We start from the raw sequence: 26,555 nt of genomic DNA on the forward strand, positions 1-26,555 counted from the left end.
TTCAAGTTTTATTTAATATATAAGAAAAAAGCTAAAAAATAAATTATAAATAAGTTTATAAATCATCTCAAAAAAACAAAGATTTTATTCTAATCTTATTACCCCGGTTACAATGGCTATAGAAAGCAGTTTTGACTTAGGCAGTTCAAACGAATCATAATCTTTATTATCACTAACAATGGTAACAAAATCGTCATTATCTGATTTACAAATACGTTTTACAAGAATCCCTTGTTCAGTATTTATAACATAGACTTTGTTCCATTGAAAAAAGGTGTCGAGCGGCAGATGCTTGCAGGCCACAATATCACCGCTATTGTATTTAGGATACATAGAACTCCCTATTACTGTAATTAAATAATCAGAGCCTTTAAATGTCGGGATTAAAAATTTTGCGGCATTTATCTCTGCAGCCACCTTATTGCCGGCATTGTATTCAATCATATTTTCTGCAGAGATAAGGGGCAGCACCTGATTATTTATAAAAGTACCGGTAAAAGATTCGCTTACAGGTTTAGTATTATTTTCGTCATTATAACCTTTGTTAGTATTGTCGCTGTTTTCTAAAACATTGCCAATTCCTGTTTTAATCCAGTGTTTATTTATTGCAGTATTTAAAGCGCATAATCTGTCTACAAAATCAGCCGGGAGGTTCACTTTTCCATTCAATACCTGCGAAAATGATGATTTATTTGAATATCCTAATAACTTTCCAGCCTCCTCTTGATTTCTTGCGGCACCTAAACTTATCAACGCCTTTAACGCAATTTTAACCCTTTGTAATTCAGTAATTTGCATTCTTGTTGTAGGAAATTTTATATTTTTATTGTTTAATTATAAACTTGTTTATATCTTTGCCTCAATTTTTAAAAGAAATTTGACAATGGATAAAAGTAAGACAAAAATTTACAAATCCTATGATTCGAATATTTTGGAGGCGCTGTTTTTAAAATATGGTGTATCAAAATATTACATACGTCAAAGTATAAGCGGATCTGTTCAGGGGATTACACCAGACAGCATAAAAAAAGATTATGCTACTATGGAAAAAGCAAGCAAAGAAGTCCTTATGCTTCTTATTCAGAAAACGATGGGCAAGTAAAATTATTAAAAAACAATATATAACTATTGTAATTATCCCTGCCCTCCTTTCTGCCTGCCCCAAAAAAACCAAGTTTTTATAAGCCAGTCCTAACAAAAATTCGCTTATGGCGAAATACAAAACCTTTCATCATTATAAGCCATATTGAATACCTCAATAGCGCCTATTTTTTTACAAAAAATACCATAAAATACCACAAATAAAACGAGCATCAACACAGCTGCTCCTAACATATATATGCTTTAATCTATTGCTTTTTTGAGTAATGGCAATGGGTATGTTATTTTAAAAAATTAAAAAAATTAAAAATGAAGAAAAATCTATTTTGTATGTGGCTTCTCCTTCTGTCCATATTATTTTCGGTAAACACGCAGGCTCAGATGACTGTTGGGGGCAAAAAGGAGCCCGAGGCTTTCTCAGTTCTGGAACTGCTTAACAAAGGCGGACTTAGACTGCCGCAAATGACAACTGCAGAGCGTAACGCTTTTGCTGTAAAAAACAATGATAAAGGAAACGGACTTACTATTTACAATAAAACCACCAATTGTGTGGAGTATTGGAACGCTGTGCGCTGGGTAAGTTTATGCGAAGGAACATCGCAGACAACCATAAGCCCGCAGCCATGTGTAAATATTGCTGCAGACGGTACCGGCTGTAACCAGACATTTGATGTTTCAGACCCGGACTGTCCTAACGGTCCATTCAATATTACTATTGTGGCCGGTTCAGAATATGCTTCATTAAGTGAGGTTGATAATGCTGACGGAAGTTTTAAAATAAACTTTCTTCCAAATGAAACAGTAAACGTACATACAGTACTGGTACGTGTTACCAGTACCTGTACCAGTTTATATAAAGAGTTTTTATTCTCTCAAAACGGGGTAGACTGCAGTTCTATGGCCTATACTGCGCCATCGGTAACAGCATCCGGGACTTCTTTATGTGCAGGAGGTTCTGTATATTTATCAGTTCCTGCCAATACCGCTAACCTTGATAAATTAATCTGGACCCGTAACGGTATCGAAGTAGCCCGCGGGGTTAATTATTATATTGCAACCCTGACAGGAAAATACAATGTTTCTATGGGGGCTGTAGGGTGTAATACAAATGCGGCAGGCGAAAAAATCATTACTGCATCCGGTACTGCGGCACCAACTGCTATTTCGATATTGGCTTCTAATAATGGTGTACTGTGCGGAACAAATTCTGTTACACTTTCTGCATCCGGAACCGGCACTATAGCCTGGTTTCACAATGGGGTTGAAGACAAATCAAAAACAGGTAAATCTATAGATATAAGCGGAGATAGCAGTGTTGGCGATTGGTTTGCAGCGGTAAAAGATGGAAGCTGTTATTCTAAACAATCCAACACTATTAATGTGACTAAAAGTGAAGCATCAGGATCAATAACGGTGCCCGATGCAGATGTACTGGTAAACGGAAAAGCTTTAAATACGTTTACTTCATTCTGTTCTGGCGGAACTCTGGATTTAAGTATTGCCAACAAACAAAACGGAATTACCTATACCTGGTACAATGGTAATGACCTTATAACAGCGAACCCATTTGTGGTGCCAGGTTCACAGACTACCATGTCGCTGAGAATGATTGCGACAGACAACAGCGGGGCTAAATGTCCTGCAGAAGCGCATGTATTAGAAAAAAATATTACAACAGGAAATACCCCTGCACAGCCAAATATTACAGGTAAAACTGTACTTTGCGACGGAAGCACAGATTTAACAGTGGTACCGGCAGTGGCAGGTACTTATACTTATGTGTGGTATAAAGACAATGTAAAAATGAGCCAGACTGCTCAAACTATTACAGTATCTGAAGGCGGGGTTTACAACGCCACTGTTACTAATGCAACAGGCTGTACCAGTACACTGGCAGTAAAAAATGTATCATCGACCGTTTCAAGCTTACCGGTGGTTTCATGGGTGTCTAACCCTGCGACGGCTGTATTTGGGGCAAAAGTTACCCTGCAGGCATCTGCTACATTCAACCCAACAGCTTACACCTGGACAGCAGATAATGGTGCGGTGGTAACCGGCACAGGAGCAAGTGTATCTGTACAGCTTCCGGCAAGCGGAGCTGATGGATTAAAAGTTAAAATTACCGTAACGGCTAAAAACGACTGTGGTGACTCTGTACCGCTGGTGCATGAAATCACAATAAACAATGCGTGTCCTACACCTATACTTACGGCACAATCCAGTACAGCTCAAAATACAACAGCAGGTTCTGCCGTAACATTGTCTGTATCTGCAGCAAATGCTGTGCAGGCGACTTATCAATGGTACAGCAATACATCTGCGAGCAATACAGGCGGTACAGCTGTAAGCGGGGCTGCAGCAGCTTCTTATTCTTATACCCCATCGGCTGCAGGCAGCTATTATTTTTACTGTATCGTAAAAAATGGCTGTACTGGTAACCCAACAGGAACTTCACCGGTATTTACGGTTACAGCAGCGGTTAACCCGGCTAATATACCATCTGGCACAGGTACTTTGAGCGGTAAAACTTGTTTTGATATTGCAGAAAGTAATGATAATACTTCTTGTGGTACACTTGCCTCTCGTATATCTATGAAGACAGATTTTAACCTGGCTTCTGTAAATACACAAACGTATACTTTTACCCCAACCGGTACAGTAAGTAAAGTGCGTTTTGTATATGTAGAATCTCTTACCGGTATCGTTAAATCGTTTACTGCTGATGTAGATAAATCACAGGCCCTTAATGTATCTGGGGCCCTTACGGCTAAAATGGTATACAATAGTAATTTAAGCAGCAGCAGCGCCGGTGCTGCAAATGGTATGGCTTACGGAAAAGCAACTGCTGATGCGCTTAAGGTAACCATATATGCTGTTTACAATACAAAAGCAGACGGAACCGGTACAGATGCAACAGTACAGCTTACTGCACAAATAAAAGACTGTATGTGCTGCGGCGCCATGATTAGTGCTACAGAGTGGAGAGGGTTTATGTGTTATAACTTAGGCGCTGACACCTCTATAGATCCTTTTACTCCAGATCAGCGTTTATATGGAAGCTATTATCAATGGGGAACAAACACCCCTGCTATTACTTCTTATACTGGCCAGTCATTTACAGTACCAGCTATTGCAGCCAAAACACAAGCTAACGGCTGGAGTAATGTAAAAGATGTTAAAAACACAGCAACAGATCCGTGTCCTGCGGGTTATCGTGTGCCTACTTTTAGTGAGTGGACAGGAGTAGCAGCTAATAATACTTATAAAACGATAGGCAGTTATGCAGCTTATGGTAGTGGAACAGGAGGTTTATTGATTGGTACTTCATTAATGCTGCCTTATGCCTCCTATGTTTCGTCGGCAAGTCCTAGCAGAATGGATACTAATACACTCCTTTTCTATCAAAGTGCTACATTAACGAATAATCCTGCAACTAATAATCTTGGTATGGGTGCTAATGGCGTTAACCAATTAACGGGGTATAACACCCCTCAAAGATCAGCATTACCTATACGTTGTATCGCTGAAAAACCATAATTTAAAAAAGTTTTAAATTTTAGAAAATAACGAATGTTTTCAGTGTTAAATAAAATACTCAAATCATAAAATTATTTAAAAACCCGCGACGCTTTTCATTTCCTGTTTACAAATCAGGAATGAAGGGCGTTTCGGTGTTTTTGAGATATTTAAATTAATTTATTAAAACAGATAAATAAAAACATGAAAAATATACTTTTAAAAAGCCTTGCCGTTTTTGGTGTGATAACTACTGTACAGGCACAAACCATAAATGTTGCTTTTTCGCATTATGCAGGAAAACAATATGTGTATGTATTAGAACGCGGCAATAAAAAAGACACCATTGCCACAGGCAAGCTCGATACAGCCGGTAAGGCGGCACTGGTTATCCCGGCAGCAAAAAAAAGCTATGCGGGTATTTCGCATTTTGCCCTTACAGACGGCGGAGGTATGGATTTTATTGTAAACAAAGAAAATTTCTCTGTTTCCTCTCTGGAAGAACAGCCCAATTTTGAAAACACAAAATACACCGGTTCTGCTGAAAATGATTTTTTAAATCAAAAAATAAAACAGCAAAAAGCAGTTCTGGACAAAGTCGGTTTTGTGCAGTACGGTCTTAATTTGTATACCAAAGAAGAACCTTTGCATGCCGCTTTTCAAAAAGAAAACCAAAACCTGCAGCAACAGTTTACGGCACTAGCAGACGAAACAGCAAAAAGTCCGCTTTATGCAGCGCGCTTTATAGAAATCTATAATTTTTTAATGGGTATAGGCAGCAGCTTGAACCAGCCCGAAGAGGAAAAAGCAAAAGAATTAAACCTTTTTGTAAAAGGAAAACTCGATATGCAGGCGCTTTACAACAGTGGTTTCTGGAACCAGACCATAGAAGGCTGGACAGATTTACAGCAAAGGGTAATTAAAGACGATGCTGTTTTACTGGCAGATACCAAACAAATATTATCACGCATAAAAAGCAATGAAATCTACACCGCCTTTACAGAAAAAGTCGTGGCTGTGTTTACCAAAGCCGGAAAAGATGATTTAGCAGCAGCCATAAGCCAGTATGCCGCAAAATCCGGAAGGCTCGAAAAACCGGCCAAACAATTAACAAATGCAATTAATGCCCCGGTAATTGGCGGTTCGGCTCCCGCTTTGCAAACGGCTGCAGGCAAGAAAGTAATCAATAAAAAAACGTTGTTATTCTTTTACGAATCGGGCTGTAACAACTGCGAGAACGAGATTCACCAGTTATTAGGCAATTACGAAATTGTAAAAAGTAAAGGTTACGAAATTATAAGCGTAGCTGCAGACATGACCAAAGATGCCACAGACGGCCATGATCACACTTTCCCGTGGAAAGAACAGCTATGCGATTTTAAAGGTTTTGCAGGCCCAAACTTCCAAACCTACGCCATAATAGGAACCCCGACTTTTTTCACCATAGACGAAAAAGGCAAAATCACAGGGAAATATGCGAGACTTGTTGACACAGAAATTCTTAAATAATCCGTATTCCGCAGCAAAGCAGGAATAAAAAAAGAGGCTGTCTCAAAAGGACAGCTTTTTTTTGTCATCCTAAGGAACGAAGGATCACACCAGAAGCTCTACAAAGAAAATCCACAAAGAAAATCCACAAAGTAAATCCACAAAGTAAACCGCCAATCTTTGTCAATCAGCAAATGCGATCCTTCCTCCGTCAGGATGACAAAAAAAAAAAACGCTCATCAACCTTGTCATCCTGAGGAACGAAGGATCACACCAGAAACTCCACAAAGAAAATCCACAAAGAAACTCCAAAAAGCAAACCGCCAATCTTTGCCGATCAGCGAGTGTGATCCTTCCTCCGTCAGGATGACAAAAAAAAACGCTCATCAACCTTGTCATCCTGAGGAACGAAGGATCACACCAGAAACTCCACAAAGAAAATCCACAAAGCAAACCGCCAATCTTTGCCGATCAGCAAATGCGATCCTTCCTCCGTCAGGATGACAAAAAAAAAAAAAAACGCTCATCAACCTTGTCATCCTGAGGAACGAAGGATCACACCAGAAGCTCCACAAAGTAAATCCACAAAGAAACTCCACAAAGAAATTCCAAAAAGAAATTCCAAAAAGAAACCCCACAAAGCAAACCGCCAATCTTTGTCGATCAGCAAATGCGATCCTTCCTCCGCCAAGATGACAAAAAAAACGCTCACCAACCTTGTCATCCTGAGGAACGAAGGAACACACCAGAAACTCTACAAAGAAACTACACAAAGCAAACCGCCAATCTTTGTCGATCAGCGAGTGTGATCCTTCCTCCGTCAGGATGACAAAAAAAAATGCTCATCAACCTTGTCATCCTGAGGAACGAAGGATCACACCAGAAACTCCACAAAGAAACTCCACAAAGAAACTACACAAAGCAAATCGCCAATCTTTGCCGATCAGCGAGTGTGATCCTTCCTCCGTCAGGATGACAAAAAAATGCTCATCAACCTTGTCATCCTGAGAAACGAAGGATCACACCAGAAACTACACAAAGTAAATCGCCAATCTTTGTCGATCAGCTAGTGTGATCCTTCCTCCGTCAGGATGACAGAAAAAAACGCTCATCAACCTTGTCATCCTGAGGAACGAAGGATCACACCAGAAGCTCCACAAAGAAATTCCACAAAGCAAACCGCCAATCTTTGCCGATCAGCGAGTGTGATCCTTCCTCCGTCAGGATGACAAAAAAACGCTCATCAACCTTGTCATCCTGAGGAACGAAGGATCACACCAGAAACTCTACAAAATAAATCCAAAAAGAAACTACACAAAGAAACTACACAAAGAAACTCCACAAAGAAACCCCACAAAGCAAATCACCAATCTTTGCCGATCAGCGAGTGTGATCCTTCCTCCGTCAGGATGACATAAAAAACACTATCTAATCATTCAAAATAACAATTTAGAAAATCGAAATTTGGATTAAAATCTTTTATTAATTCGATTTTTTTATCTCTTTTCCAACCCTTTAATTCTTTTTCCCTAGAAATTGCTTCTTGAATCCAATTAAATTTTTCATAATACACTAAGAATTGAACATTATACCTGGACGCAAAGGTCTTTCTATTGGTTTCAATATTTTGAGCATGTTGATTAAGTCTGACTTTTAGGTTATTTGTAACACCAATATAAAAAGTTGACCGATATTGATTCGTGATAATGTAAACATAATAACTATGAAAACCGATTTGAGGATTTAGCATTTTTTTTAAAACGAATATAACCGTTATTAAATAATTTAACAAGTTAAATATTATAAAAGTACAATTTGTCATCCTGAGGAACGAAGGATCGCACTCGGAACTCGACAAAGATTGACGACTTTGTTTGCGGAGTTTCTAGTGTGATCCTTCGTTCCTCAGGATGACATAAAATTTCATGCAAATTCGTGCAATTTGTGGCAAACCTAACAACCCACAATTTCAAAGAAATCCTTTTTTTGAAACTGTTTTTGTTTTCAGTACTTTTACAATATTAAAAAAGTATTTTGTCAAGTTTAAAGAAACAGTCGGGCAGTTTAAATGAAAAAGCTGGAATTTCATCTCCTGAAATTACCAATGCTTCGGCTATCAATCAAATTAAAAACAAACGCCGACAGCAGCCTTCTGCATCCGAATTAATCTCTGGGATTCTTTCGGGAAACATAACCGCATTAAGCCGTGCGATTACACTTATCGAAAGCACAAATCCCGAACATGCAGCAAAAGCAGACGAGATTATAAAAGGCTGTCTTCCGTATGCCAATAAATCAATCCGCATAGGTATCACCGGTGTTCCCGGAGTTGGAAAAAGTACTTTTATTGAGGCTTTTGGAACTTATTTGACCCAGGCAGGAAAAAAAGCGGCCGTTCTGGCAGTTGATCCCAGCAGTTCGATTTCGCACGGAAGTATTCTGGGCGATAAAACCAGAATGGAAGAACTGGTAAAAGATGAAAATGCTTTTATTCGTCCGAGTGCTTCTGGAGAGAACCTGGGCGGTGTTGCCCGTAAAACCCGTGAAACGATTATTTTATGTGAAGCCGCGGGTTTTGATACAATAATTATAGAAACTGTTGGCGTGGGACAAAGTGAAACCGCCGTTCACAGTATGGTTGACTTTTTTCTTTTATTGAAAATTTCCGGTGCGGGCGATGAACTTCAAGGCATTAAACGCGGTATTATGGAAATGGCAGACGCCATTGTCATCAATAAAGCAGACGGTGATAATATCAAAAAAGCCAATCAGGCAAAACTTGAATTTAACCGCGCTCTGCATTTATTTCCTCCAAAAAAATCAAACTGGCAGCCCAAAGTCACGACTTGCAGTGCGATTACAAAAGAAGGCATTTCGGAGATATGGGACACTATTTCTGATTATTTCGAAATGACTAAAGAAACGGGTTTCTTTCAGGAAAAAAGAAACGAACAAAACCAGTTCTGGATGATGGAAACCATCAACGAACAATTAAAATCAAATTTCTTTAACCAGCCCGAAATCATTACGCTTCTGGAACAAAGCAAAAAAGCAGTGCAAAATCATGAAATTTCACCTTTTGCCGCTGCTCAGGAGTTATTAAAATTGTATTTTAATAAAAGCCGCTAAGGTTCTAAGATACTATCCCGAGGCTTCGGGCAATGTCATTAAGTTAAGAGAAAATCTATAAAATTACTTAACAGTTTAATTAAGAAAGTAATTAGAAAAATCTGTGTTTATCAGCGTTTTCGCTTTAGCGAATCAGTAAAATCAGCGTCTAATTGTGACGCGGATAAAACAGATTTACTTCGTAAAAACGCGGATAAACACGGATTTGATTTGCAATAATTTTATTCTCTAAAAGCTTAACTTAATGGCATTGGGCTTCGGGACTAAGATTTTTTTCTCAATCTTGTCATTCCGAGGAATCTCACAAGTAACTCTACAAAGACTGGCGATTTTCTTTGCGGAATTTCTTGTGAGATTCCTCGTTCCTCGGAAAAACAAAACTCAGGTTATATTTTTTTTGTCAGTTCGGGCGAAGTAGAGAACCCGCAAAGCATTTCGACTTCGCTCAATGTGACAAAGGTTCAAAGCAGCAAAGTTTTTTCTCTGCTTCTTTGAACCTTTGTCCCTTTGTTACTCTGCGCCTTTGAACCTTACTTCGTTCTAAGCTTATATTTGTTTTCTTTGTATAAATTCCCTGCAGTTATAACATGTGCTAAGGCATCTTTTGCTAATTCCTCGTTTAATTTTACGGGAATTAAAGTCGTATCGTTTTTAATTTCGAATTGAAGCGGTTTTAAATTTGGCTGCATTATTACAACCTGATTTTCGACCCTAAATGCGTTGATATCATTAAACTGCATAATTGATCTTCCCTGAACTTTTGGATCTAGTTTACTCAGGTTTCTGCCCACCATTGGTGTTTCAAACGAAAGCCCTAAATAGCTTAATAATGTTGGCGGAATATCAATTTGACTTGCCAGTCTGTCATAAACTGCACCTTTTGGAACTCCTGGCCCCATAATAAAGGCCGGAATATGGAATTTGTTTATTGGCACTAAATTTTTTCCGTAAGTTCTCGTGTTATGATCTGCAATTACAATAAAAATCGTGTTTTTAAAATACGGTTCTTTTTTAGCCATTTCGAAGAATTTACCAATCGAGAAATCGGCATATTTCATGGCGTTGTTTACTGTTGCTGCTTTTTTATCGTATTGTTTTATTCTTCCCGCAGGATATTCAAACGGTTCATGATTTGAAGTCGAAAACATTAAAGAGAAAAATGGTTTATCGCCTCTTGCTTTAAAATAATTATTGGCTTTCGTTACCAAATCTTCATCAGAATAACCCCAGGTTCCCTTGAAAGCGTATTTATTTCCATCTGATTCAAAATCTTCCTGATCTACAATATCGCTGAAACCATTTCCGTTGAAAAATGAAGCCATATTATCAAAATTCGCCATTCCGCCATAAATAAAACTAGTGTCGTAGCCTTTTTGTTTTAAAGCTTCTGCCAAAGTAAAAAAACCTTGCTGTGAGTTTCCAAGTTTTACCACACTTTCTGACGGTGACGGTAAAAATCCGGTTACAACAGCTTCAATTCCGCGAACACTTCTGGTTCCTGTACAGTATAAATTGGTAAACAATAAACCTTCTTTTGATAATTTATCAAATTCCGGTGTTAATGGTTTTCCGCCTAAAATTCCAACATATTCTGCGCCTAAGCTTTCCTGCAGAAAAATGACCAAATTGTATGGTTTTTTCTTAACAGAATCTGGCTGCTGTACATGCAGAAACGGAATTTCGGCATCTGTAAAATCTGTCGGGCCGGCAATCATGTATTTTTTTACACGGGCAATGGCTTCGGCTTCATCCATTTTACCATACATTTTTGTGTTTCCTTCATTCTTAATCGAATAAGCGGCAAATGCAACAGTATAAAATGAATTTAATCCTAAAGTATTTGTCAATTGATCTGTAGAGAAAACAGCATTACTGGCATTGATAGGACGTTTTGAAGTAAGGCTTGAACGCGCCCCAAAAAACAATAAAAAAGCCAATAATGGAAAAACAATTAATTTGAATTTATATTCGGTACTAGTGGTATGAAAATATTTTTTCCCTTTTTTGAAGGCAAAATAAATCACTAGCCCTAAAATTAGAAAAGTCACAATGATCGAAGTCAGATAACTTTTTAAAAGCATTGGAATTACTTCTTTAGGATAAATCAGATAATCTAAGAAAATCTTATTCGGACGTGTGTCGTATTGTTTTACAAAATCAGGCGAAGCCAATTCTACAAAGAGAATCAGAAACAGGAATAAGAAACTGTAAATTACCAAAAACCTATTGGTGAATTTAAGCCAGTTATTTGGCAGAAAAGTAATTAAAACGGCCGGAAGAAATGATAAATAACAAAGTAAAATCAAGTCCATTCGCAGACCAATTGGAAAAATATACCAAAAATCAGGTGTCTGCTCTACCCTTTCTTTAAAAAGGAAAAATAAAAATATTCGGCTTAAAGTTGTAATCAGTAATCCGGTTACTATAAAATTGAAAATAGGTTTTAAATAACTTAATTTTTTCATTAGGTGCTTTACATTAATTTTTAATTTGAGATTATGAAGTTGCAAAGTTTTTGTTTCACGCAGATTTTAAAAGATTTAAGCAGATATACGCAGAAATTTTTATAGTAATTTTTAAAATTAAATCTGCTTAAATCTGCAAAATCTGCGTGAGAAAATCCCGGAAACATTGAAGACGCACTGCTGTGCGTCTCTACATGTGCGTCTCTACTCTTCGTAACGGTTTATTTCTCTGTCGTAAAATTCATTGGCTTTAACGATAAGGCCTTCCATTTCGGCATTTAATTCTGCTTCATCAAGATCTTCGGCTTCTTCCATAAACTCAACCTCATCATCTTTTAAGTTGATTATAAATCTTGGATAATCAAGGTGAATGATGAAAATATCATCTGGAAAATCAGTATTATCGCCAAGTAAAAATTTAGGTAAATCCATTTTATTTATGTTTATTTTTTTAATTTATAATGTTTGTTTTTGGCCCACAGATGTCACAGATGTCACAGATTAATACAGATTAAACAGATTTTATTAAAAAACACAGCGTTCATCTGTATCAATCCGTGACATCTGTGGCCTATACTTTAAGTTTCAAATTTAGTTATTTGCAAATGAATTTGAGATTAATTTCTTTGTAAGGTAATGAAAGCGCATGTACAGGAAAATTGCTGCTGTGGTTAATCCTGCCAAAAGCCCTATCCAAACTCCCTGCGCCTTCCATTCTGTATATTCTCCCAAATAATAAGAAATAGGGAAACCAATAATCCAATAGGCTGCAAAAGTAATGTACATTGGAATTTTAACATCCTGCAAACCACGTAAAGCTCCCAGAACCACAACCTGAACTCCATCAGAAATCTGGAAAATAGCAGCAATCAATAATAATTTTGAAGCAATTTCGATTACTTCGGTATTATCTAAAATTTGTCCGCTGTTTTCCATATTTAAAAAGATATGCGGGAAAAAATCATGGAAAACGACAAACAGAAAAGCAAAAAATGTTTCGATAATAATGGCAAGCAAAAATATAGAACGGGCTACAACAACGAGGTTTTTATAATCCTGCAGTCCTCTTTGATTGCTTACTCTAATCATCGATGTTACGCTTAATCCCATCGCAAACATAAAAGTAAGCGACGACAAACTCAACGCAATTTGATTGGCCGCCTGACTGGTTTTACCAATATTACCGCAAAGCCAGATCGAAGCTGTAAACAAAACGACTTCAAAAAGCATCTGCATCGCTGATGGCAATCCTAAGTTTATTATTTTTTTAAGCGTCGCGCTTTTAATTTCGCTGAAGCTGAAATTTTTGAAAAAGTGTTTTAAATCATTTCTTCTTGACAGCATAATGTGCATGAACATAACCAGAAATATTCTCGAAATCACGGTACCAAGTGCCGCGCCGATAATTCCCATTTTAGGAAAAATCCAAATACCGTAAATCAACACATAATTTATTCCTACGTGAAGTACATTTGCCATAATCATGGCGTACATCGAATATTTTGTCATCGATTTTCCGTCGGCAAATTGCTTATAACCCTGATACATTACTAATGGAATCAGCGAGAAAGCAACCCAGTCTAAGTACGGTTTTGCCAGTACAATTACTTCTTTAGGCTGTTCTAATAATTCCATTAATGGTTTTGCCAAAACAATTAAACCAAAAAGCAATAATCCAATAATGGCGCATAAAAATAAACCATGATGAAACGCAGAACGAATTTTGCCATCATTTTTTTCGGCATCGCCTTCGGCCACAATTGGTGTAATGGCTGTCGAAAAACCAATTCCTAATGACATGGCAATAAAAATCATACTGTTTCCTAGTGAAACTGCTGCCAATTCTGTACTTCCTAATTTCCCTACCATTATATTGTCGACAATACCAATCAGGGTATGACCAACCATTCCTAATATAATAGGGTATGCCAGCCTGAAATTATACGAAAACTCTTTGGTGTACTGCTTTAAATTCACTTTGACTCTTTTTTAGTGGGCAAAGATAATCAGAAGCTTCGAATTCTATCCTATTAATAAAAATATAAGCCAATTTTAAGGCTAAAATTAGCACACCATAATATTATATAAAGATTTTTAAAAATTATATAACAAGTCCAAAAGACCTCTATTCTACTTTTACAATATTAATAATTCAAATATATACGCCATGAAAAAATTACGATTTATATGCCTAGCTGCTTTCGCATTTTTATACTCTAATACAACTTTTTCTCAGGAGAATGCAGCAGCAGCTCAGGAGAGTGAAGCAGCAAATTACGATCAGGGATTTAGATTAGGTTTTGGTATAAATGGAGGTATTCCAACAGACAAAGATTATGACTGGTCACTTGGCGGAGACGTTCGTTTACAATACGATTTATCTAAAAGAACATCAGTTACCTTAACAACAGGTTTTACAAATTTGTTTATGAAAGATGATGTAAAAGATTTAGGCTTTATTCCTGCAAAAGCTGGTTTTAAAGCGTTTATCTGGGAAGACCAATTTTATGTTTTAGGTGAAGTTGGTGCAGGTTTTGCCGTAACAAACGGTTATAACGACACTACACTTTTATGGGCTCCGGGAATTGGGTATGCCAACAAATATATTGACATTAGTGTGCGTTATGAGGATTACGACAAGTTCAATACTAATCAAGTCGCGCTTCGTTTAGCGTATGGTTTTGATTTATAAAAAAGAAAAGGTTTATTTTATTTTTTTGTTTTTGGTAACAGATCCCGGAAGTTTTCATAGTCTTCCGGGTTTTGTATTTTATAGAAGTTCCGGTAAAACAAAATAGTTTTACAAAAAATTCCATTTAATTATCATAGACCAGAGAGGTTTTTAAAACTGTTCCGTTTATTTTTCTGCCGCAGATTAAAAAGATTAAAATGATTTTTTTTGAAAGTTATTCTTAAAAAAAATAATCAGTGAAAATCCTTTAATCTGTGGCAGAAATAAATATAATGCAGGTTTCAGGTTTACTATATTTGATATTCCGGAGGAATATTTGATTGGTAGTAACGTTTTTTCATTATGTCCTGTAAGGACATCTGATTTTATAGAATTATAACCACTCTATTTACCAAACGTTCCTATGGAACGTTAAACCTGCCGAACCTAAATTAAATTCTACCAAACAGACATTCCTATGGAATGAATAACTACATTTAAAAAATAAACCCGACAGGTTTTAAAAACCTGTCGGGTTTGTTCGTGGTAAGATTTTGATTGAGAAATCTTTGTCTTGGTTTAAAACTTTGACAAAGATAGGTACGTATAAATTTTAACGTTGAGAAATTATCGAATTCTCAAATTGACACATTATCTAATTCTTATTTAAGAACTTTTTATCCGTCAAAGTTTTCATAAAGGCTATCAGCTGCTTTTTTTCTTTATCAGATAAATTCAATTTGTCTTCGGGCAGCGTTTGGTTTGGGAGATTGAACCCTAAACCTAATCCTCCGCCCTGATCATAAAAATCTATAACCTCTTCCATGGTTTTATAAACACCATTATGCATATATGGAGCTGTAAGCTCAATATTTCTTATTGTTGGTGTCTTAAATGAATTTTTATGAATGGCGGCCTGCGTGATTACAAACTTTCCCAGATCACCATCAAGTTTTTTGCTTTTATCAGGAACTCCCAGAATTTCACTTTCAGATCTGTCAAAATTTGGAGGGACAGTTCCGTTTGTTAATGGAATAAAATGACAGGTTGCACATTTGGCCTTGCCGGCAAACAAATTAAAACCCGCTTTTTCATCTGCTGTAAATGCCGTTTTATTTTGCATATAATTGTCAAATTTCGAATCGTATTGACTCAGCGAACGAATATAGGAAGCTAAAGCATTTTTGATTGCAAATTCGTTTATTTCGCCTTTTGGAAAAGCTTTTTTGAAATCTTTTACATAATCAGCATTTTTTTGAATGGCCAAAGCTGATTTCTCTAAAGATCCATGCATTTCGTTCTCATTTTTAATTACTGCAACTGCCTGATCTTCGAGATAACTAACCCGCGAATCTGCAAAAAATACACGCTGAAAAGCAATATTTGTCAACGTTGGCGTATTACGCTGAATCATTGATTTTCCGTCTAATGCAACGGCTCTTTCCAATCCATCAGTAAAAGCTTTATCAGCATGATGGCACGAAGCGCAGGAACGTGTATTGTTTCCGGACAAAATTGGGTCATTAAATAACTTTTTACCAAGGACAATTTTTTCCGGCGTCGTTTTATAATCAGGGAAACCTGAGAATGCTTCGGGATCAAAGGCATCTTTATCAAACAAGGTTTCTGCTGCTGCTTTTAATCCTCTTTGTTCTTTCATTAACGGAATTCCTAATTCAGCTTGTGTTTTAAAAAGTCCTTTGCTTAACGGATTTAAAATTTCTTTGATAAAATAAGCACGGTCAAATGCATTAAAATTGTTATTGGCCTGCAGGTACTTTTTTCCTTTTTCTAAAATTTCAAGAACCTGCCCGGAATTTGAAACCTCTTTATTCTCAATATAAACCCGATAATATTTTTCGATTGTTTCCAAAGACACCAAAGCTTCCGGGAGTGAGTTTAGCACAACCGGCGAATCAAATCCTGTAATCCCTAAAGTAATAATTCTATAAACTTCTAATCGCATCGCATCAAAAACATGGGCATCGGTCAATTCATTTGAATTTGAAACTTTTTCCAACCGAATTAAATTTGCTGATAAAACCCCTAATTCCTGAAGCAGTTCTTTTTTATTGTTTTTATCATATTTAGGAAAAACTAGTTCTTCAATAACCTGAAATCCTTCTGGCTGAACAGTTTTATTATCATTTTCCTCAAACTCAGGTATTGCCGGCCCATTGATCGATTTAGAAACTGCCGGCGAATAATACTCACTCAGCAATTCTACTTTTTTATAACTTTGATGTGCTTCCAGAAATTGTCCCTGAATTTGAGCTTCCGCAGAATCTGACTTTACAAAATGTTCTAGTTTAGCAACTTTTTCGATTAATAAAGTAATGTCTTTTTGAAACAATGTATTTATTTCCTGATGTTTGTTTTTTTTCTGACAAGCAGCAAATACAAGCAGGAATAACAAACAATATATTTTTTTCATGATGTAATGACAATTAAAAGAGGGATATTTAGAAAAACAGAAACCACTACCTCAAAAGAAATAGTGGATGACTGTTTTGTAATGATTTTAAAATTTATCTCGGTAAACCTTTAATAACTACAATTTGACTTGCCTGGTTTTCATCAGGACGATTTGTTCCGCCATCAGGATTTTTATATTTTGCACCTGACCAAGAATGTGGCTGTATACTTAACATAAAAGTATCAGGAATACCTAATTGTTCCGAAACATCAATTAAAGCTCCATATTCCCAAATTCCTTTTTTACTTGGATCTGGTGTAAGTGATGAAACTACATTATATTTCGCTGCATCGGCTGCCGTACGACGGTGATCTAATTCTAGCACAACTTTCAAATCTTTTGTAGCAATATTATATTGATAAATATAAGCATCGTGTGTTTCATCTCCGTATCCGTTTGCATCTTCTTCAACGTAAACGTAGTTTTTAGTCACACAAATATTATCCGGATTCTGGAATTTACCAGCAATTCCAGAACGGTTATCTCCGTCAAGAATTACTTCAAGATTTCCTTTTAAAGGATCGACAGCATCAAGATTTAATCTGTAAACCCTGCCATATTTAGTTCTTGAACCATCGGCGTTAGTTTTTACAATATCTTGCCCAGTTACGTTAAAATACAATTCACGATCTGCATTATCTCCGCCTTTACGGTAATCTAAATCTTCTACACGGCCAAATTTAATTGCTTTTAAAGTATTTACAGCCGCATTAATCTGCGCACCTGTAAGCGTTTTATGATCGTCAATTTTTACAAAAGAAACCGGGTAAGTCTTACCAGTCTCCATATCTTTTTCTCTTTGGTTATCGTCGTTTCTTTTTAACATATACAAAGAACCATTGGTTAAATCACCCACAGTATTTGATACATACATAAAAACCTGGCCTCCGTAAGTTCCAGAATCGTCGTCACCAATTACAACAACCGTTTTACCTTTGTAAGCAGAAGTACGCAAAGGCAAAGCATTCTCAGCACTTAAGCGCCCGAAACCGGCTAATTCTTTAGACACAGATGCAGAACCTGCGCTTCCGTAAGGATCTAACGCATGTGTACGGGATTCTTCACCAGATTCTCCACAAGTTAAATAAACAGGTCCAAAACCATGTTCAGCCTGTGTTGCCATTGTAGCGCCGCATAATCTCCAGGTTCCTCCATTAGAGTTTAACAAATATTCTCCTTTAGTAGGTTTAAATGTTTTGTCAAGTGTAATTCTCGAAACAGCAAAATTGTCTTCGTTGTTTACTAAAAAAGTAAAAGTTCCATCGGTATTTTTCAATAAGCCAGAACCATCTGCAGAACCTCCAAAAACAAAGTTAGGACTATCTGCAAAAACATCATCTGAACTAAAAAGAGAATAAATCTTCAGATTTTCAAAACCTGCCTGCGCTTTTATTAAACTTGGCGTTACAGATTGGTCTTTTAACACAACACTTGTTGTTTCTGTTTCGTCTTTAGAATCGTTGTTATTACAAGATGTAATCACCGAACCTAAAATAAGTAGAGGTAAAATAATTCGTTTCATTTAGCTAAATATTGGTTTTTATTTTTTTACAAAGTAAATCCCTACTCTTTAACTTAAAATGATGCTGATATTACCAAAAAAACAAGCCTTTTAGCAAAAACACCTTACAGCTTAAAAAAAATTAACATTAATTTAGTAATACCGAATACACTTAAACTTGCAGTAACATAAAAACAAAAAAAGAGTCTTACTTTATGACTCTCTAAAACAAACCCGACAGGCTTTAAAACCTGTCGGGTTTACGTTTAAAAAAATTATCTAATTATCAAATTGACACATTACCTAATTTCTAACTATTCTCCAAAGTCTTCTTATACGTTTCAAAATTAGCTTTTATTTTTTCATCAAGTTCGGGGTTTTTAATATCCGTATGCTTTTGCATTTCTTCCCAAATAATTTTTGCGACAATATAACGCGCCATTTCTTTATCATCTGCAGGAATTACATACCAAGGTGCATGTTCTGTCGAAGTTTGGTTTATAGCTTCTTCATAATACTGCTGGTATTCCTCCCAATGTTCGCGCTCTTTTAAATCTCCGGGAGAAAATTTCCAATTGTGTTTTCCTTCCTCTAAACGACGCAGTAAACGATCTCTTTGCTCATCTTTACTTAAATGTAGAAAAAATTTCATGACAATAGTTCCGTTTTGAGCAATGTGTTTTTCGAAATTATTGATTTGTTTGATTCTGTTTTCCCAAAATTTAGGTGTAATGTCATCAACAGATTTTATATCAGGTAAATTCTCTGCCAGAATAAATTCAGGATGTACTCTCGTAACCAAAACATTCTCATAATGTGTTCTGTTAAAAATCGCAAACTTTCCTTTTTCCGGCAAAGCGATATAATGACGCCATAAATAATCGTGTTCCAGTTCTGTAGAATTTGGTGTTTTAAAACTATGAACCACAACCCCGCGCGGATTAAATTCTTTAAAAACTTCCCGAATCAAACTGTCTTTTCCAGACGTGTCCATTCCCTGAAGACAGATCAAAACTGCATATTTATTGTGCGCATACATTACATCCTGAAAATCGCTTAATTTTGCCTGGACCTTATCGAGTTTTTCTTCTTTTTCATCCTCATCGGCGTTAACATTTAACAAAGTTGGAAGCTTGTTTAATTTAATTTTATCAGTAACTTTAAAATCCTTCGGGTCTATTGATTTCATATTTTTTGATTTTTATTTTTAAGCGGTAAAATATGTTATCGCTTTCCATTTATTCTTTTTAATGGCTTTTTTGAACCAGCGATTTCATATTTTTAAATTTTGTAGTATAAATATAGTAATTTTACGATTTAAGACAGCTATCGAAAGTGCTGTTAATTGCTTTTTCAAAACAACATTCATGGAAAAATTCACATTAGAAATATTATTTCAAATCATCGGAATCGGTTCGGCATCAGGATTATTTTTTAACAACGATTCTCTTTATATCATTGGCGACAACAGCGGATTTTTATATGAATACAATATGCAGAATCAGCAGTTAAACCAGCATCCTTTAATTGATAATCCGACGCAAAATATTCCTAAAAACCTAAAACCGGATTTTGAATCTTTAACCCATCATAACGATACACTGTATGTTTTTGGCTCCGCCTCTACCGAAAACCGAAACAAAATGGTCGTATTTGATATAAAATCGAAAACTATTTTACAAAAAAATAATCTTGTCGATTTATATGCCGTTATGCAGAATTTCGGTTCTATAAAACCAGAAGATTTTAATTTGGAAGGTGCCGTATTTGATGGTGAAAACTGGTATTTATTCAATCGCGGAAATGGAATATCAAACAAAAACACCATTTTTACGATTCATGCAAAAAGTCTGGGAGATGAATTTGCTTTGGTTGCCACCAATTATAAACTTCCAAAAATAAAAGGTGTTCGTTCAAGCTTTACCGATGCAATTTTAGTGGAAGACAAAATCTATTTCCTTTCTACTGCAGAAGACACAAAATCGACTTACGACGACGGGGAAATCCTTGGAAGTTTCATTGGCAGAATTGACCTTAAAACCATGAAAATCGATTTTACTCAAAAAATAACTTCAACCAATAAATTTGAAGGTTTGACTTTCTATAAAAAAGAAAATAATAAAATTGAGTTTTTACTTTGCGAAGATAATGATACGGAGCTTTTAGAAACTAAGATTTTTAAATTGACTTTGCCGATAAAATAAATTAAAGAAATTCGCTTTGTGCAACTTTGCGTAATTCTTTGTGAATCTTTGCGGCAAAATTATAACACAGAGATTCGCAAAGGTTTTCACAAAGATTCACAAAGTATTTCGATTCCAATAGTAAAGTAGAGGCGCACAGCAGTGCGTCTCCGCAAAGAATGTAAAAAATAATATTGACAAAATTGTGGATTTACGAGACGTTAGACGCACTGCTGTGCGTCTCTACATAAAATCATCGTAAAAAATATATGCCTTTTTAAACAAAGATTCGCAAAGTATTTCGATTGCAATAATAACGCAGAGGCGCACTGCAGTGCGTCTCCACAAAGAATGTAAAAAATTATTAATGACAAAATTGTGGATTTACGAGACGTTAGACGCACTGCTGTGCGTCTCTACAAATACCATTAAATGCCTTTTAAAACAAAATTATACACACAAAGCTGCACAAAGTATTTTGATTACAATAGTAACGTAGAGGCGCACTGCAGTGCGTCTCCACAAAGAATGTAAAAAATTATTAATGCCAAAATTGTGGATTTACGAGACGTTAGACGCACTGCTGTACGTCTCTGCCATAAAACCTTTGTAACTTTGAAACTATGAGCCTTTGAACCTGAAAAAAAACTTTTTTTCATCTCCATCCCAACCTTTTTATCTTTTTCGCTCTCTTTATAATTAAAGACCAAAATTGTGATAAACGAAACTCAAATTTCTAACTGCAAAAAAATGAACCGTGATGCCCAGCGTCAGGTTTATGAGCATATGGCTCCAAAATTGTATCGCGTTTGCAAACGATACCTCAAGAAGGAAGAAGAAATCGAAGAAGCTCTGGCCGACGCTTTCTATACCATATTTACAAAATTAGATCAGCTTAAGGAAGAAAAAGCTTTTGAAGCCTGGGCCAGAAAAATTACCGTTAATTACTGTTTGGCGGCCATCAAGAAAAACACCAATTTCAATATGTATCTTGATGATGCAAAAGTGCTTTTACAGCCTTTTACAGAAGAAATGAACTCGTTAGAAGAAGAAGATTTACTCAATTTATTAAACCATATTCCGGATGGCTGTAAAACCGTTTTTAACCTTTTTGTTATTGAAGGTTACGGGCATAAAGAAATTGCAGCAATGCTTAATATCTCAGAAGGCACTTCAAAATCACAATTGAATGCCGCGAAGACTAAGCTGAAGGAATTAGTAAATAAATTGTATTATCAAAAAGCAAAATAGTCATGGACAATCAAGATAAAATATTCAACAGATTTAAGCAAGCTGCAGATAATGCAGAAACCAAAGATTTTCCGGGAATGGAAAAAGTCTGGTCGCGCCTTGAAGACAAACTCGACAGAAAAGAAGATAAAAAAAGCATTGCACTTTGGAAAAAAATCGCTGTTGCTGCTTCTCTCCTATTAGTAATCTCTTTAGGATATCAGTTTTTAAAAACAGACAAAACGACCATTATTCAAACACCTAATAAAGTCGTGGTTAATGAAACCGAAAAAGAAACAATAGATAATTCAGCTTTAGAGAAAAACAAAGCTGTAGTCGCCGCAGATTCACAATTAGTTCCAAAAGAAGAAGCGGCCCAAATTCTGGAAAAACAAATTAAACAACAGGAAAGAGTTGCGATTCAGGAAACACAAAGTGCTCCTAATCAAACTGCAACGCCCGCAGCAAGTATGGTCCCAATGCTTGATGAGGCTGCGATGCCAGCTCCTATAGCACAAGCCGAATACGCTGAAGAAGAAGCGGCATCCTCAAAAGCAAAAGAGAAATCAGAGGCAAATTTTGGGTATGCGAGAAAAATGGAAAAAGAAACTTTTAAAGCTGCTTCTGCAGAGATGCAGTCTCAAAGAGCCAAAAAAAGTACACCATTGGTTATACTTAACGGAAACGCAATGGCACACAGCGACGATGCAAAAAGAGACCAAATGATGCAGAAAGAACTTCCAAACCTAAGTCCTGAAAATGTAGATTCTCTGGTCATTTTAGATGAACCGCTTTATATTATTGACGGAATTTATTATTCAGAAAATGATTTATTCGGTACAAACCCAACAAGTCCATACGCTCCATTAAACGAGCAGGAAATAAAAACCATAACAATTCTTCAGGATCTTGAAGCCACATCAAAATATGGCGAAAGAGGAAAAAAAGGAGTTGTTATAATAACTACAAAAACTGGAAAACCGGCTTTAAAGAAATAGCCAAAACTTAAAAAATCTTAGTCAAAGTTTAAAACTTTGACTAAGAAAAAAATCCGAACATTAATTTAAAACTTACTATCATGAAAAGTCTAAAACTTATTTCATCAGCCATTGCTATGCTTATTTGTTTCGTGTCAATGGCGCAGGAAAGAACGATTACAGGAATTGTTTCAGATGAAACTTCTCAGCCAATTCCGGGCGCTAACATTACCAATCAAAATTCAAAAAAAACAGCTCAAACCGACTGGAATGGTAAATACTCAATTCAGGCTCAAAAAGGAGACCTTTTGATTTTTGAATATATTGGTTACAAAACTCAAAGGCAAAAAGTACAAAATTCAAATACAATCAATATAAAACTAATTGCAGCGACTCAAACTTTACAAGAAGTTGTGGTTGTAGGTTACGGAACAAGTACTGCGGAATATGAAAGTGTTAGTTCTGATTATACGGAAAAAAGAAAAGCAAACAAATCTGTTGCTCAATCACTACAAGGCAGAGCTGCAGGGCTTCAAATTTCATCAAATAATCAATATTATACTCCGGCTCCAAGTGTTGCAATACGCGGAACTGCCTCTGTTTCTCCTAAAAATGAACCAATGTATATTGTTGACGGAACAGCAATAAAAGCCGATCAAATGGCGAAAATTAATCCGAATGATATTGACAATGTATCTGTTTTAAAAGATACGGCTGCAACTTCAGTTTATGGCAGTAAAGCTGCAAATGGTGTTGTAGTTATTTCAACCAAAAACGAACTTTATAAAAACCTTTCAGAAAAAGAATTAGACAAAAAACTAAATCAGATCACTCCTATTCGTCCTGTTGAACCAACGCAGGAAGATTATGATACTTTTGTAGAGAATGCTTTTGAGAGTCCAAAAACAGCTCCGCTTTCCACTTTCTCTATAGATGTTGATAATGCTTCTTACACCAATATCAGACGTTTTTTAAATAACGGGCAAGAAGTTCCAAAAGATGCGGTACGTGTAGAAGAAATGGTGAACTTTTTTAAATACAATTATCCGCAGCCAAAAAATGAACATCCGTTTTCTATTAATACTGAAGTAAGCGATTCACCCTGGAACTCAAAAAATAAAATTCTGAAAATTGGTTTACAGGGAAAAAATATCCCGACAGATGATTTACCAGCCTCCAATCTTGTTTTTTTAATTGATGTTTCGGGTTCAATGAGCGACATGAATAAACTGCCTTTATTAAAACAATCCATGAAAATATTGGTAAATGAATTACGTTCAAAAGATAAAGTGGCAATTGTGGTTTATGCAGGAGCAGCAGGATTAGTTTTAGCACCAACTTCTGGAGATGAGAAAAAAACAATAATTGAGGCGCTGGATAAATTAGAAGCCGGAGGAAGTACAGCCGGCGGCGCAGGAATTGAACTGGCGTATAAAATTGCTGCAGAAAACTTCATCAAAAGCGGCAACAACCGTGTAATTCTGGCAACCGATGGCGATTTTAATGTGGGAAGTGCTTCAAACTCTGATATGGAAAAATTAATTGAAGAGAAAAGAAAAACCGGTGTTTTCTTAACTTGTCTGGGTTACGGAATGGGAAATTACAAAGACAGTAAAATGGAAATCCTTGCTGATAAAGGAAACGGAAATTATGCCTATATTGACAATATTCAGGAAGCGAATCGTTTTTTAGGAAAAGAATTTAAAGGTTCGATGTTTGCGATTGCAAAAGATGTAAAAATCCAAATTGAGTTTAACCCAAAACAAATTCAGGCATATCGACTGATAGGTTATGAAAACAGAAAACTTCGCCCGGAAGATTTTAAAAATGATGCAATCGATGCCGGAGAATTGGGAAGTAATCATACGGTTACGGCTTTATATGAAATTATTCCTGCCGGTGTAAAAAGTGATTATTTAAACGTTCAGCCGGATGATTTAAAATACACTAAAACCGAAACAAATCCTAATAATTACAGCAGTGAACTGGCAACAATAAAATTTCGTTACAAAAAACCTGACGGTGATAAAAGCATCGAAATGGTTCAGGTTATTGATAATAAATCTGTCTCTTTGGAGAAATCTAGCGATGATATGAAATTTAGTTCGGCTGTGGCTTGGTTTGGATTAAAACTAAGAGATTCAAAATTAATTGCCGATAAATCTTCTGAAGAAATTGTAAAATTGGCAAAACAGGGAAATTCAAATGACAGTGAAGGTTATAAAGCCGAATTTATTCGTCTTGTTGAAGGTGCTAAGCAGTACAATTAATAAATATTTCTTTACATTTGGTTTTTAATCGAATCATTAATCCTAAAAACGTATGAATCCAATTTTAAGCCAAAATCTATTTTTAGTTAAAGAACATATCGGAATGTTTAAAGCTGCTAACAATTATGACATTTATGACCCTCAAACGAATCAAATAATCATGAACTGCCGAGAAAATAATCTTGGTTTCTTTACTAAAGTATTTCGTTTTACAGATTATAAAAGAGCAACACCTTTTAATGTTGAAATCACAACTGCTTCGGGCGAAAAATTAATTTCGGTAAAAAGAGGAATTGCCATTTTCCGTTCAACAGTTGAAGTTTTTGACGAAAAAGACAGATTAATTGGAACCTTCAAACAGAAATTTTTCTCATTTGGAGGAAGATTTGAAATCTTAGATAAAAATGACAAACCTGCAGCAACGCTGCAAGGAAAATGGACAGGCTGGGATTTTAAATTTTCTCACGAAAACAAACAGCTTGCACAGGTAAGTAAAAAATGGGCCGGATTAGGAAAAGAGTTTTTTACAAGTGCAGATAATTATGTACTTCAAATTGAAGAAACCGTACCATCAGATAGTCCGCTTAGACAATTAATTCTTGCTGCCGTAATGTGCATCGACATGGTTTTGAAAGAATAAAAAGTTGTTAAACTTAGATTAAGAAAACACCTAAAAGCATCATTTTAGTCTGCAAAAGCTTTATTTTTGTTAGACTTAAAATGATGCTTTTTGCATTTCTAAACATAAATCATGACAGACTTAAAAAATAAAAATGCGCTTATTACGGGTGCAGGTAAAGGAATTGGGAAAGCAATTGCTATTGCTTTGGCAAAAGAAGGTGTAAATGTGATTCTTGTAGCAAGAACTCAGACCGATGTTGATCAATTAGCCGTTGAAGTAAATAAATTTGGTGTAAAATCTTTAGCTTTATCTGCAGATGTTTCGGACATCAATTCTATAAATACTGCTGTTGAAAAAGCTTTAGCCGAATTTAAAACTATTGATATCCTGATTAATAATGCCGGAATTGGTGCTTTTGGAAAATTTCTGGAGTTAGAACCTTCTGACTGGGAAAGGATCATTAAGGTAAATTTAATGGGAACGTATTATACAACCCGCGCTGTTATCCCTCAAATGATCGAAAGACAAACGGGCGATATTATCAATATTTCTTCTACAGCGGGATTAAACGGAAATGCCGTAACAAGTGCTTACAGTGCATCAAAATTTGCTGTTATGGGTTTAACTGATTCTTTAATGCAGGAAATGAGAAAACACAATATTCGTGTTACTGCTTTAACACCGAGTACCGTAGCAACAGATTTGGCAATCGACTTAAAATTAACAGATGGAAACCCAGAAAAAGTAATGCAGTCTGAAGATGTTGCTGAATTGATTATTGCACAGCTTAAATTAAACCGCAGGGTTTTTATTAAAAACAGCAGTATTTGGTCGACTAATCCTTAAATTTAAAATTCCAAAAAATAAATTCCAAATTCCAACTCTTAAACAATTGGAATTTTGGAATTTAAAAATATTGGAATTTT

Annotated in this window: 19 protein-coding genes; 11 read left to right on the forward strand and 8 right to left on the reverse strand. The window is 36.0% G+C overall.

Annotated features, from left to right (window positions below):
* Positions 1–84 precede the first annotated feature (84 nt).
* Positions 85–798 (reverse strand): helix-turn-helix transcriptional regulator, encoded by a 714-nt coding sequence (locus tag AABD74_RS21985; RefSeq protein WP_406844298.1) that lies wholly within the window; start codon positions 796–798, stop codon positions 85–87.
* A gap of 85 nt (positions 799–883) precedes the next feature.
* Between AABD74_RS21985 and AABD74_RS21990 the strand changes: the two genes are divergently transcribed.
* The 3 genes from AABD74_RS21990 (at position 884) to AABD74_RS22000 (ending at position 6,126) form a co-directional block, all read left to right on the forward strand.
* Positions 884–1,102: a hypothetical protein gene (locus AABD74_RS21990; protein ID WP_406844299.1), complete on the forward strand. Its 219-nt coding sequence runs from the start codon at positions 884–886 to the stop codon at positions 1,100–1,102.
* A gap of 308 nt (positions 1,103–1,410) precedes the next feature.
* A complete protein-coding gene (locus AABD74_RS21995; protein WP_406844300.1) occupies positions 1,411–4,638 on the forward strand; it encodes a hypothetical protein in 3,228 nt (1,075 codons plus the stop codon).
* 183 nt (positions 4,639–4,821) lie between these two features.
* Positions 4,822–6,126, forward strand: a complete 1,305-nt coding sequence (locus AABD74_RS22000) for a peroxiredoxin family protein (protein ID WP_406844301.1) — start codon at positions 4,822–4,824, stop codon at positions 6,124–6,126.
* A 1,411-nt stretch (positions 6,127–7,537) separates the two neighbouring features.
* Here the strand turns inward: AABD74_RS22000 and AABD74_RS22005 are convergent.
* Positions 7,538–7,855 (reverse strand): GIY-YIG nuclease family protein, encoded by a 318-nt coding sequence (locus AABD74_RS22005; protein WP_406844302.1) that lies wholly within the window; start codon positions 7,853–7,855, stop codon positions 7,538–7,540.
* A gap of 284 nt (positions 7,856–8,139) precedes the next feature.
* Between AABD74_RS22005 and meaB the strand changes: the two genes are divergently transcribed.
* Complete coding sequence (gene meaB / locus AABD74_RS22010) at positions 8,140–9,234, forward strand: methylmalonyl Co-A mutase-associated GTPase MeaB (protein WP_406844303.1); 1,095 nt, start codon at positions 8,140–8,142, stop codon at positions 9,232–9,234.
* Positions 9,235–9,764: 530 nt separating this feature from the next.
* Here the strand turns inward: meaB and AABD74_RS22015 are convergent.
* The 3 genes from AABD74_RS22015 to AABD74_RS22025 all read right to left on the reverse strand — a co-directional run bounded on the left by AABD74_RS22015 (position 9,765) and on the right by AABD74_RS22025 (position 13,676).
* A complete protein-coding gene (locus tag AABD74_RS22015) occupies positions 9,765–11,699 on the reverse strand; it encodes an LTA synthase family protein (protein ID WP_406844304.1) in 1,935 nt (644 codons plus the stop codon).
* A 204-nt stretch (positions 11,700–11,903) separates the two neighbouring features.
* Positions 11,904–12,131 carry a hypothetical protein gene (locus AABD74_RS22020; RefSeq protein ID WP_073484329.1) on the reverse strand — a complete coding sequence of 76 codons (228 nt, stop codon included), beginning with the start codon at positions 12,129–12,131 and terminating at the stop codon, positions 11,904–11,906.
* Between the two features lie 159 nt (positions 12,132–12,290).
* Positions 12,291–13,676, reverse strand: coding sequence for an MATE family efflux transporter (locus tag AABD74_RS22025; RefSeq protein ID WP_406844305.1), 1,386 nt, complete (start codon positions 13,674–13,676; stop codon positions 12,291–12,293).
* Between the two features lie 190 nt (positions 13,677–13,866).
* Here AABD74_RS22025 and AABD74_RS22030 point away from each other — a divergent pair, with 190 nt between their 5' ends.
* Positions 13,867–14,391 carry a hypothetical protein gene (locus AABD74_RS22030; protein WP_406844306.1) on the forward strand — a complete coding sequence of 175 codons (525 nt, stop codon included), beginning with the start codon at positions 13,867–13,869 and terminating at the stop codon, positions 14,389–14,391.
* Between the two features lie 634 nt (positions 14,392–15,025).
* Here AABD74_RS22030 and AABD74_RS22035 read toward each other — a convergent pair.
* The 3 genes from AABD74_RS22035 to AABD74_RS22045 form a co-directional block, all read right to left on the reverse strand.
* Positions 15,026–16,804 carry a cytochrome-c peroxidase gene (locus AABD74_RS22035; protein ID WP_406844307.1) on the reverse strand — a complete coding sequence of 593 codons (1,779 nt, stop codon included), beginning with the start codon at positions 16,802–16,804 and terminating at the stop codon, positions 15,026–15,028.
* Between the two features lie 94 nt (positions 16,805–16,898).
* On the reverse strand, positions 16,899–18,368 hold the full coding sequence (locus AABD74_RS22040) for a hypothetical protein (protein WP_232678807.1): 1,470 nt from the start codon (positions 18,366–18,368) through the stop codon (positions 16,899–16,901).
* Between the two features lie 289 nt (positions 18,369–18,657).
* Entirely contained in the window at positions 18,658–19,536 is an 879-nt protein-coding gene (locus AABD74_RS22045; RefSeq protein WP_406844308.1) for a PPK2 family polyphosphate kinase, read from the reverse strand.
* A gap of 178 nt (positions 19,537–19,714) precedes the next feature.
* On the opposite strand from AABD74_RS22045, the gene AABD74_RS22050 reads away from it, so the two are divergent.
* The 6 genes from AABD74_RS22050 (at position 19,715) to AABD74_RS22075 (ending at position 26,475) form a co-directional block, all read left to right on the forward strand.
* Entirely contained in the window at positions 19,715–20,551 is an 837-nt protein-coding gene (locus tag AABD74_RS22050) for a DUF6929 family protein (protein ID WP_406844309.1), read from the forward strand.
* A 729-nt stretch (positions 20,552–21,280) separates the two neighbouring features.
* The gene (locus AABD74_RS22055; RefSeq protein ID WP_232678800.1) at positions 21,281–21,781 is read left to right on the forward strand and encodes an RNA polymerase sigma factor; all 501 of its coding nucleotides are present in this window, start codon (positions 21,281–21,283) and stop codon (positions 21,779–21,781) included.
* Between the two features lie 2 nt (positions 21,782–21,783).
* Complete coding sequence (locus AABD74_RS22060; RefSeq protein WP_406844310.1) at positions 21,784–22,758, forward strand: hypothetical protein; 975 nt, start codon at positions 21,784–21,786, stop codon at positions 22,756–22,758.
* Between the two features lie 80 nt (positions 22,759–22,838).
* Positions 22,839–25,007, forward strand: coding sequence for a von Willebrand factor type A domain-containing protein (locus tag AABD74_RS22065; RefSeq protein ID WP_406844311.1), 2,169 nt, complete (start codon positions 22,839–22,841; stop codon positions 25,005–25,007).
* 52 nt (positions 25,008–25,059) lie between these two features.
* The gene (locus AABD74_RS22070; protein ID WP_232678794.1) at positions 25,060–25,647 is read left to right on the forward strand and encodes an LURP-one-related/scramblase family protein; all 588 of its coding nucleotides are present in this window, start codon (positions 25,060–25,062) and stop codon (positions 25,645–25,647) included.
* A 111-nt stretch (positions 25,648–25,758) separates the two neighbouring features.
* The gene (locus tag AABD74_RS22075) at positions 25,759–26,475 is read left to right on the forward strand and encodes a 3-ketoacyl-ACP reductase (RefSeq protein ID WP_406844312.1); all 717 of its coding nucleotides are present in this window, start codon (positions 25,759–25,761) and stop codon (positions 26,473–26,475) included.
* Positions 26,476–26,555 lie beyond the last annotated feature (80 nt).

Origin of the sequence: Flavobacterium soyae, assembly GCF_045348165.1 — a bacterium.
In the GTDB taxonomy this organism is placed as follows: Bacteria; Bacteroidota; Bacteroidia; order Flavobacteriales; family Flavobacteriaceae; genus Flavobacterium; species Flavobacterium soyae.

Excerpts from the sequence above, each read along its gene's own strand:
- AABD74_RS22065 (WP_406844311.1), top strand. The coding sequence starts at position 22,839 with ATGAAAAGTCTAAAACTTATTTCATCAGCCATTGCTATGCTTATTTGT.
- AABD74_RS22035 (WP_406844307.1), bottom strand. The coding sequence starts at position 16,804 with ATGAAAAAAATATATTGTTTGTTATTCCTGCTTGTATTTGCTGCTTGT.
- AABD74_RS22050 (WP_406844309.1), top strand. The coding sequence starts at position 19,715 with ATGGAAAAATTCACATTAGAAATATTATTTCAAATCATCGGAATCGGT.
- AABD74_RS22005 (WP_406844302.1), bottom strand. The coding sequence starts at position 7,855 with ATGCTAAATCCTCAAATCGGTTTTCATAGTTATTATGTTTACATTATC.
- AABD74_RS21995 (WP_406844300.1), top strand. The coding sequence starts at position 1,411 with ATGAAGAAAAATCTATTTTGTATGTGGCTTCTCCTTCTGTCCATATTA.
- AABD74_RS22070 (WP_232678794.1), top strand. The coding sequence starts at position 25,060 with ATGAATCCAATTTTAAGCCAAAATCTATTTTTAGTTAAAGAACATATC.
- AABD74_RS22030 (WP_406844306.1), top strand. The coding sequence starts at position 13,867 with ATGAAAAAATTACGATTTATATGCCTAGCTGCTTTCGCATTTTTATAC.
- AABD74_RS22000 (WP_406844301.1), top strand. The coding sequence starts at position 4,822 with ATGAAAAATATACTTTTAAAAAGCCTTGCCGTTTTTGGTGTGATAACT.
- AABD74_RS22045 (WP_406844308.1), bottom strand. The coding sequence starts at position 19,536 with ATGAAATCAATAGACCCGAAGGATTTTAAAGTTACTGATAAAATTAAA.
- AABD74_RS21985 (WP_406844298.1), bottom strand. The coding sequence starts at position 798 with ATGCAAATTACTGAATTACAAAGGGTTAAAATTGCGTTAAAGGCGTTG.
- AABD74_RS22020 (WP_073484329.1), bottom strand. The coding sequence starts at position 12,131 with ATGGATTTACCTAAATTTTTACTTGGCGATAATACTGATTTTCCAGAT.
- AABD74_RS22015 (WP_406844304.1), bottom strand. The coding sequence starts at position 11,699 with ATGAAAAAATTAAGTTATTTAAAACCTATTTTCAATTTTATAGTAACC.
- AABD74_RS22060 (WP_406844310.1), top strand. The coding sequence starts at position 21,784 with ATGGACAATCAAGATAAAATATTCAACAGATTTAAGCAAGCTGCAGAT.
- AABD74_RS22040 (WP_232678807.1), bottom strand. The coding sequence starts at position 18,368 with ATGAAACGAATTATTTTACCTCTACTTATTTTAGGTTCGGTGATTACA.
- AABD74_RS22075 (WP_406844312.1), top strand. The coding sequence starts at position 25,759 with ATGACAGACTTAAAAAATAAAAATGCGCTTATTACGGGTGCAGGTAAA.
- AABD74_RS22055 (WP_232678800.1), top strand. The coding sequence starts at position 21,281 with ATGAACCGTGATGCCCAGCGTCAGGTTTATGAGCATATGGCTCCAAAA.
- AABD74_RS21990 (WP_406844299.1), top strand. The coding sequence starts at position 884 with ATGGATAAAAGTAAGACAAAAATTTACAAATCCTATGATTCGAATATT.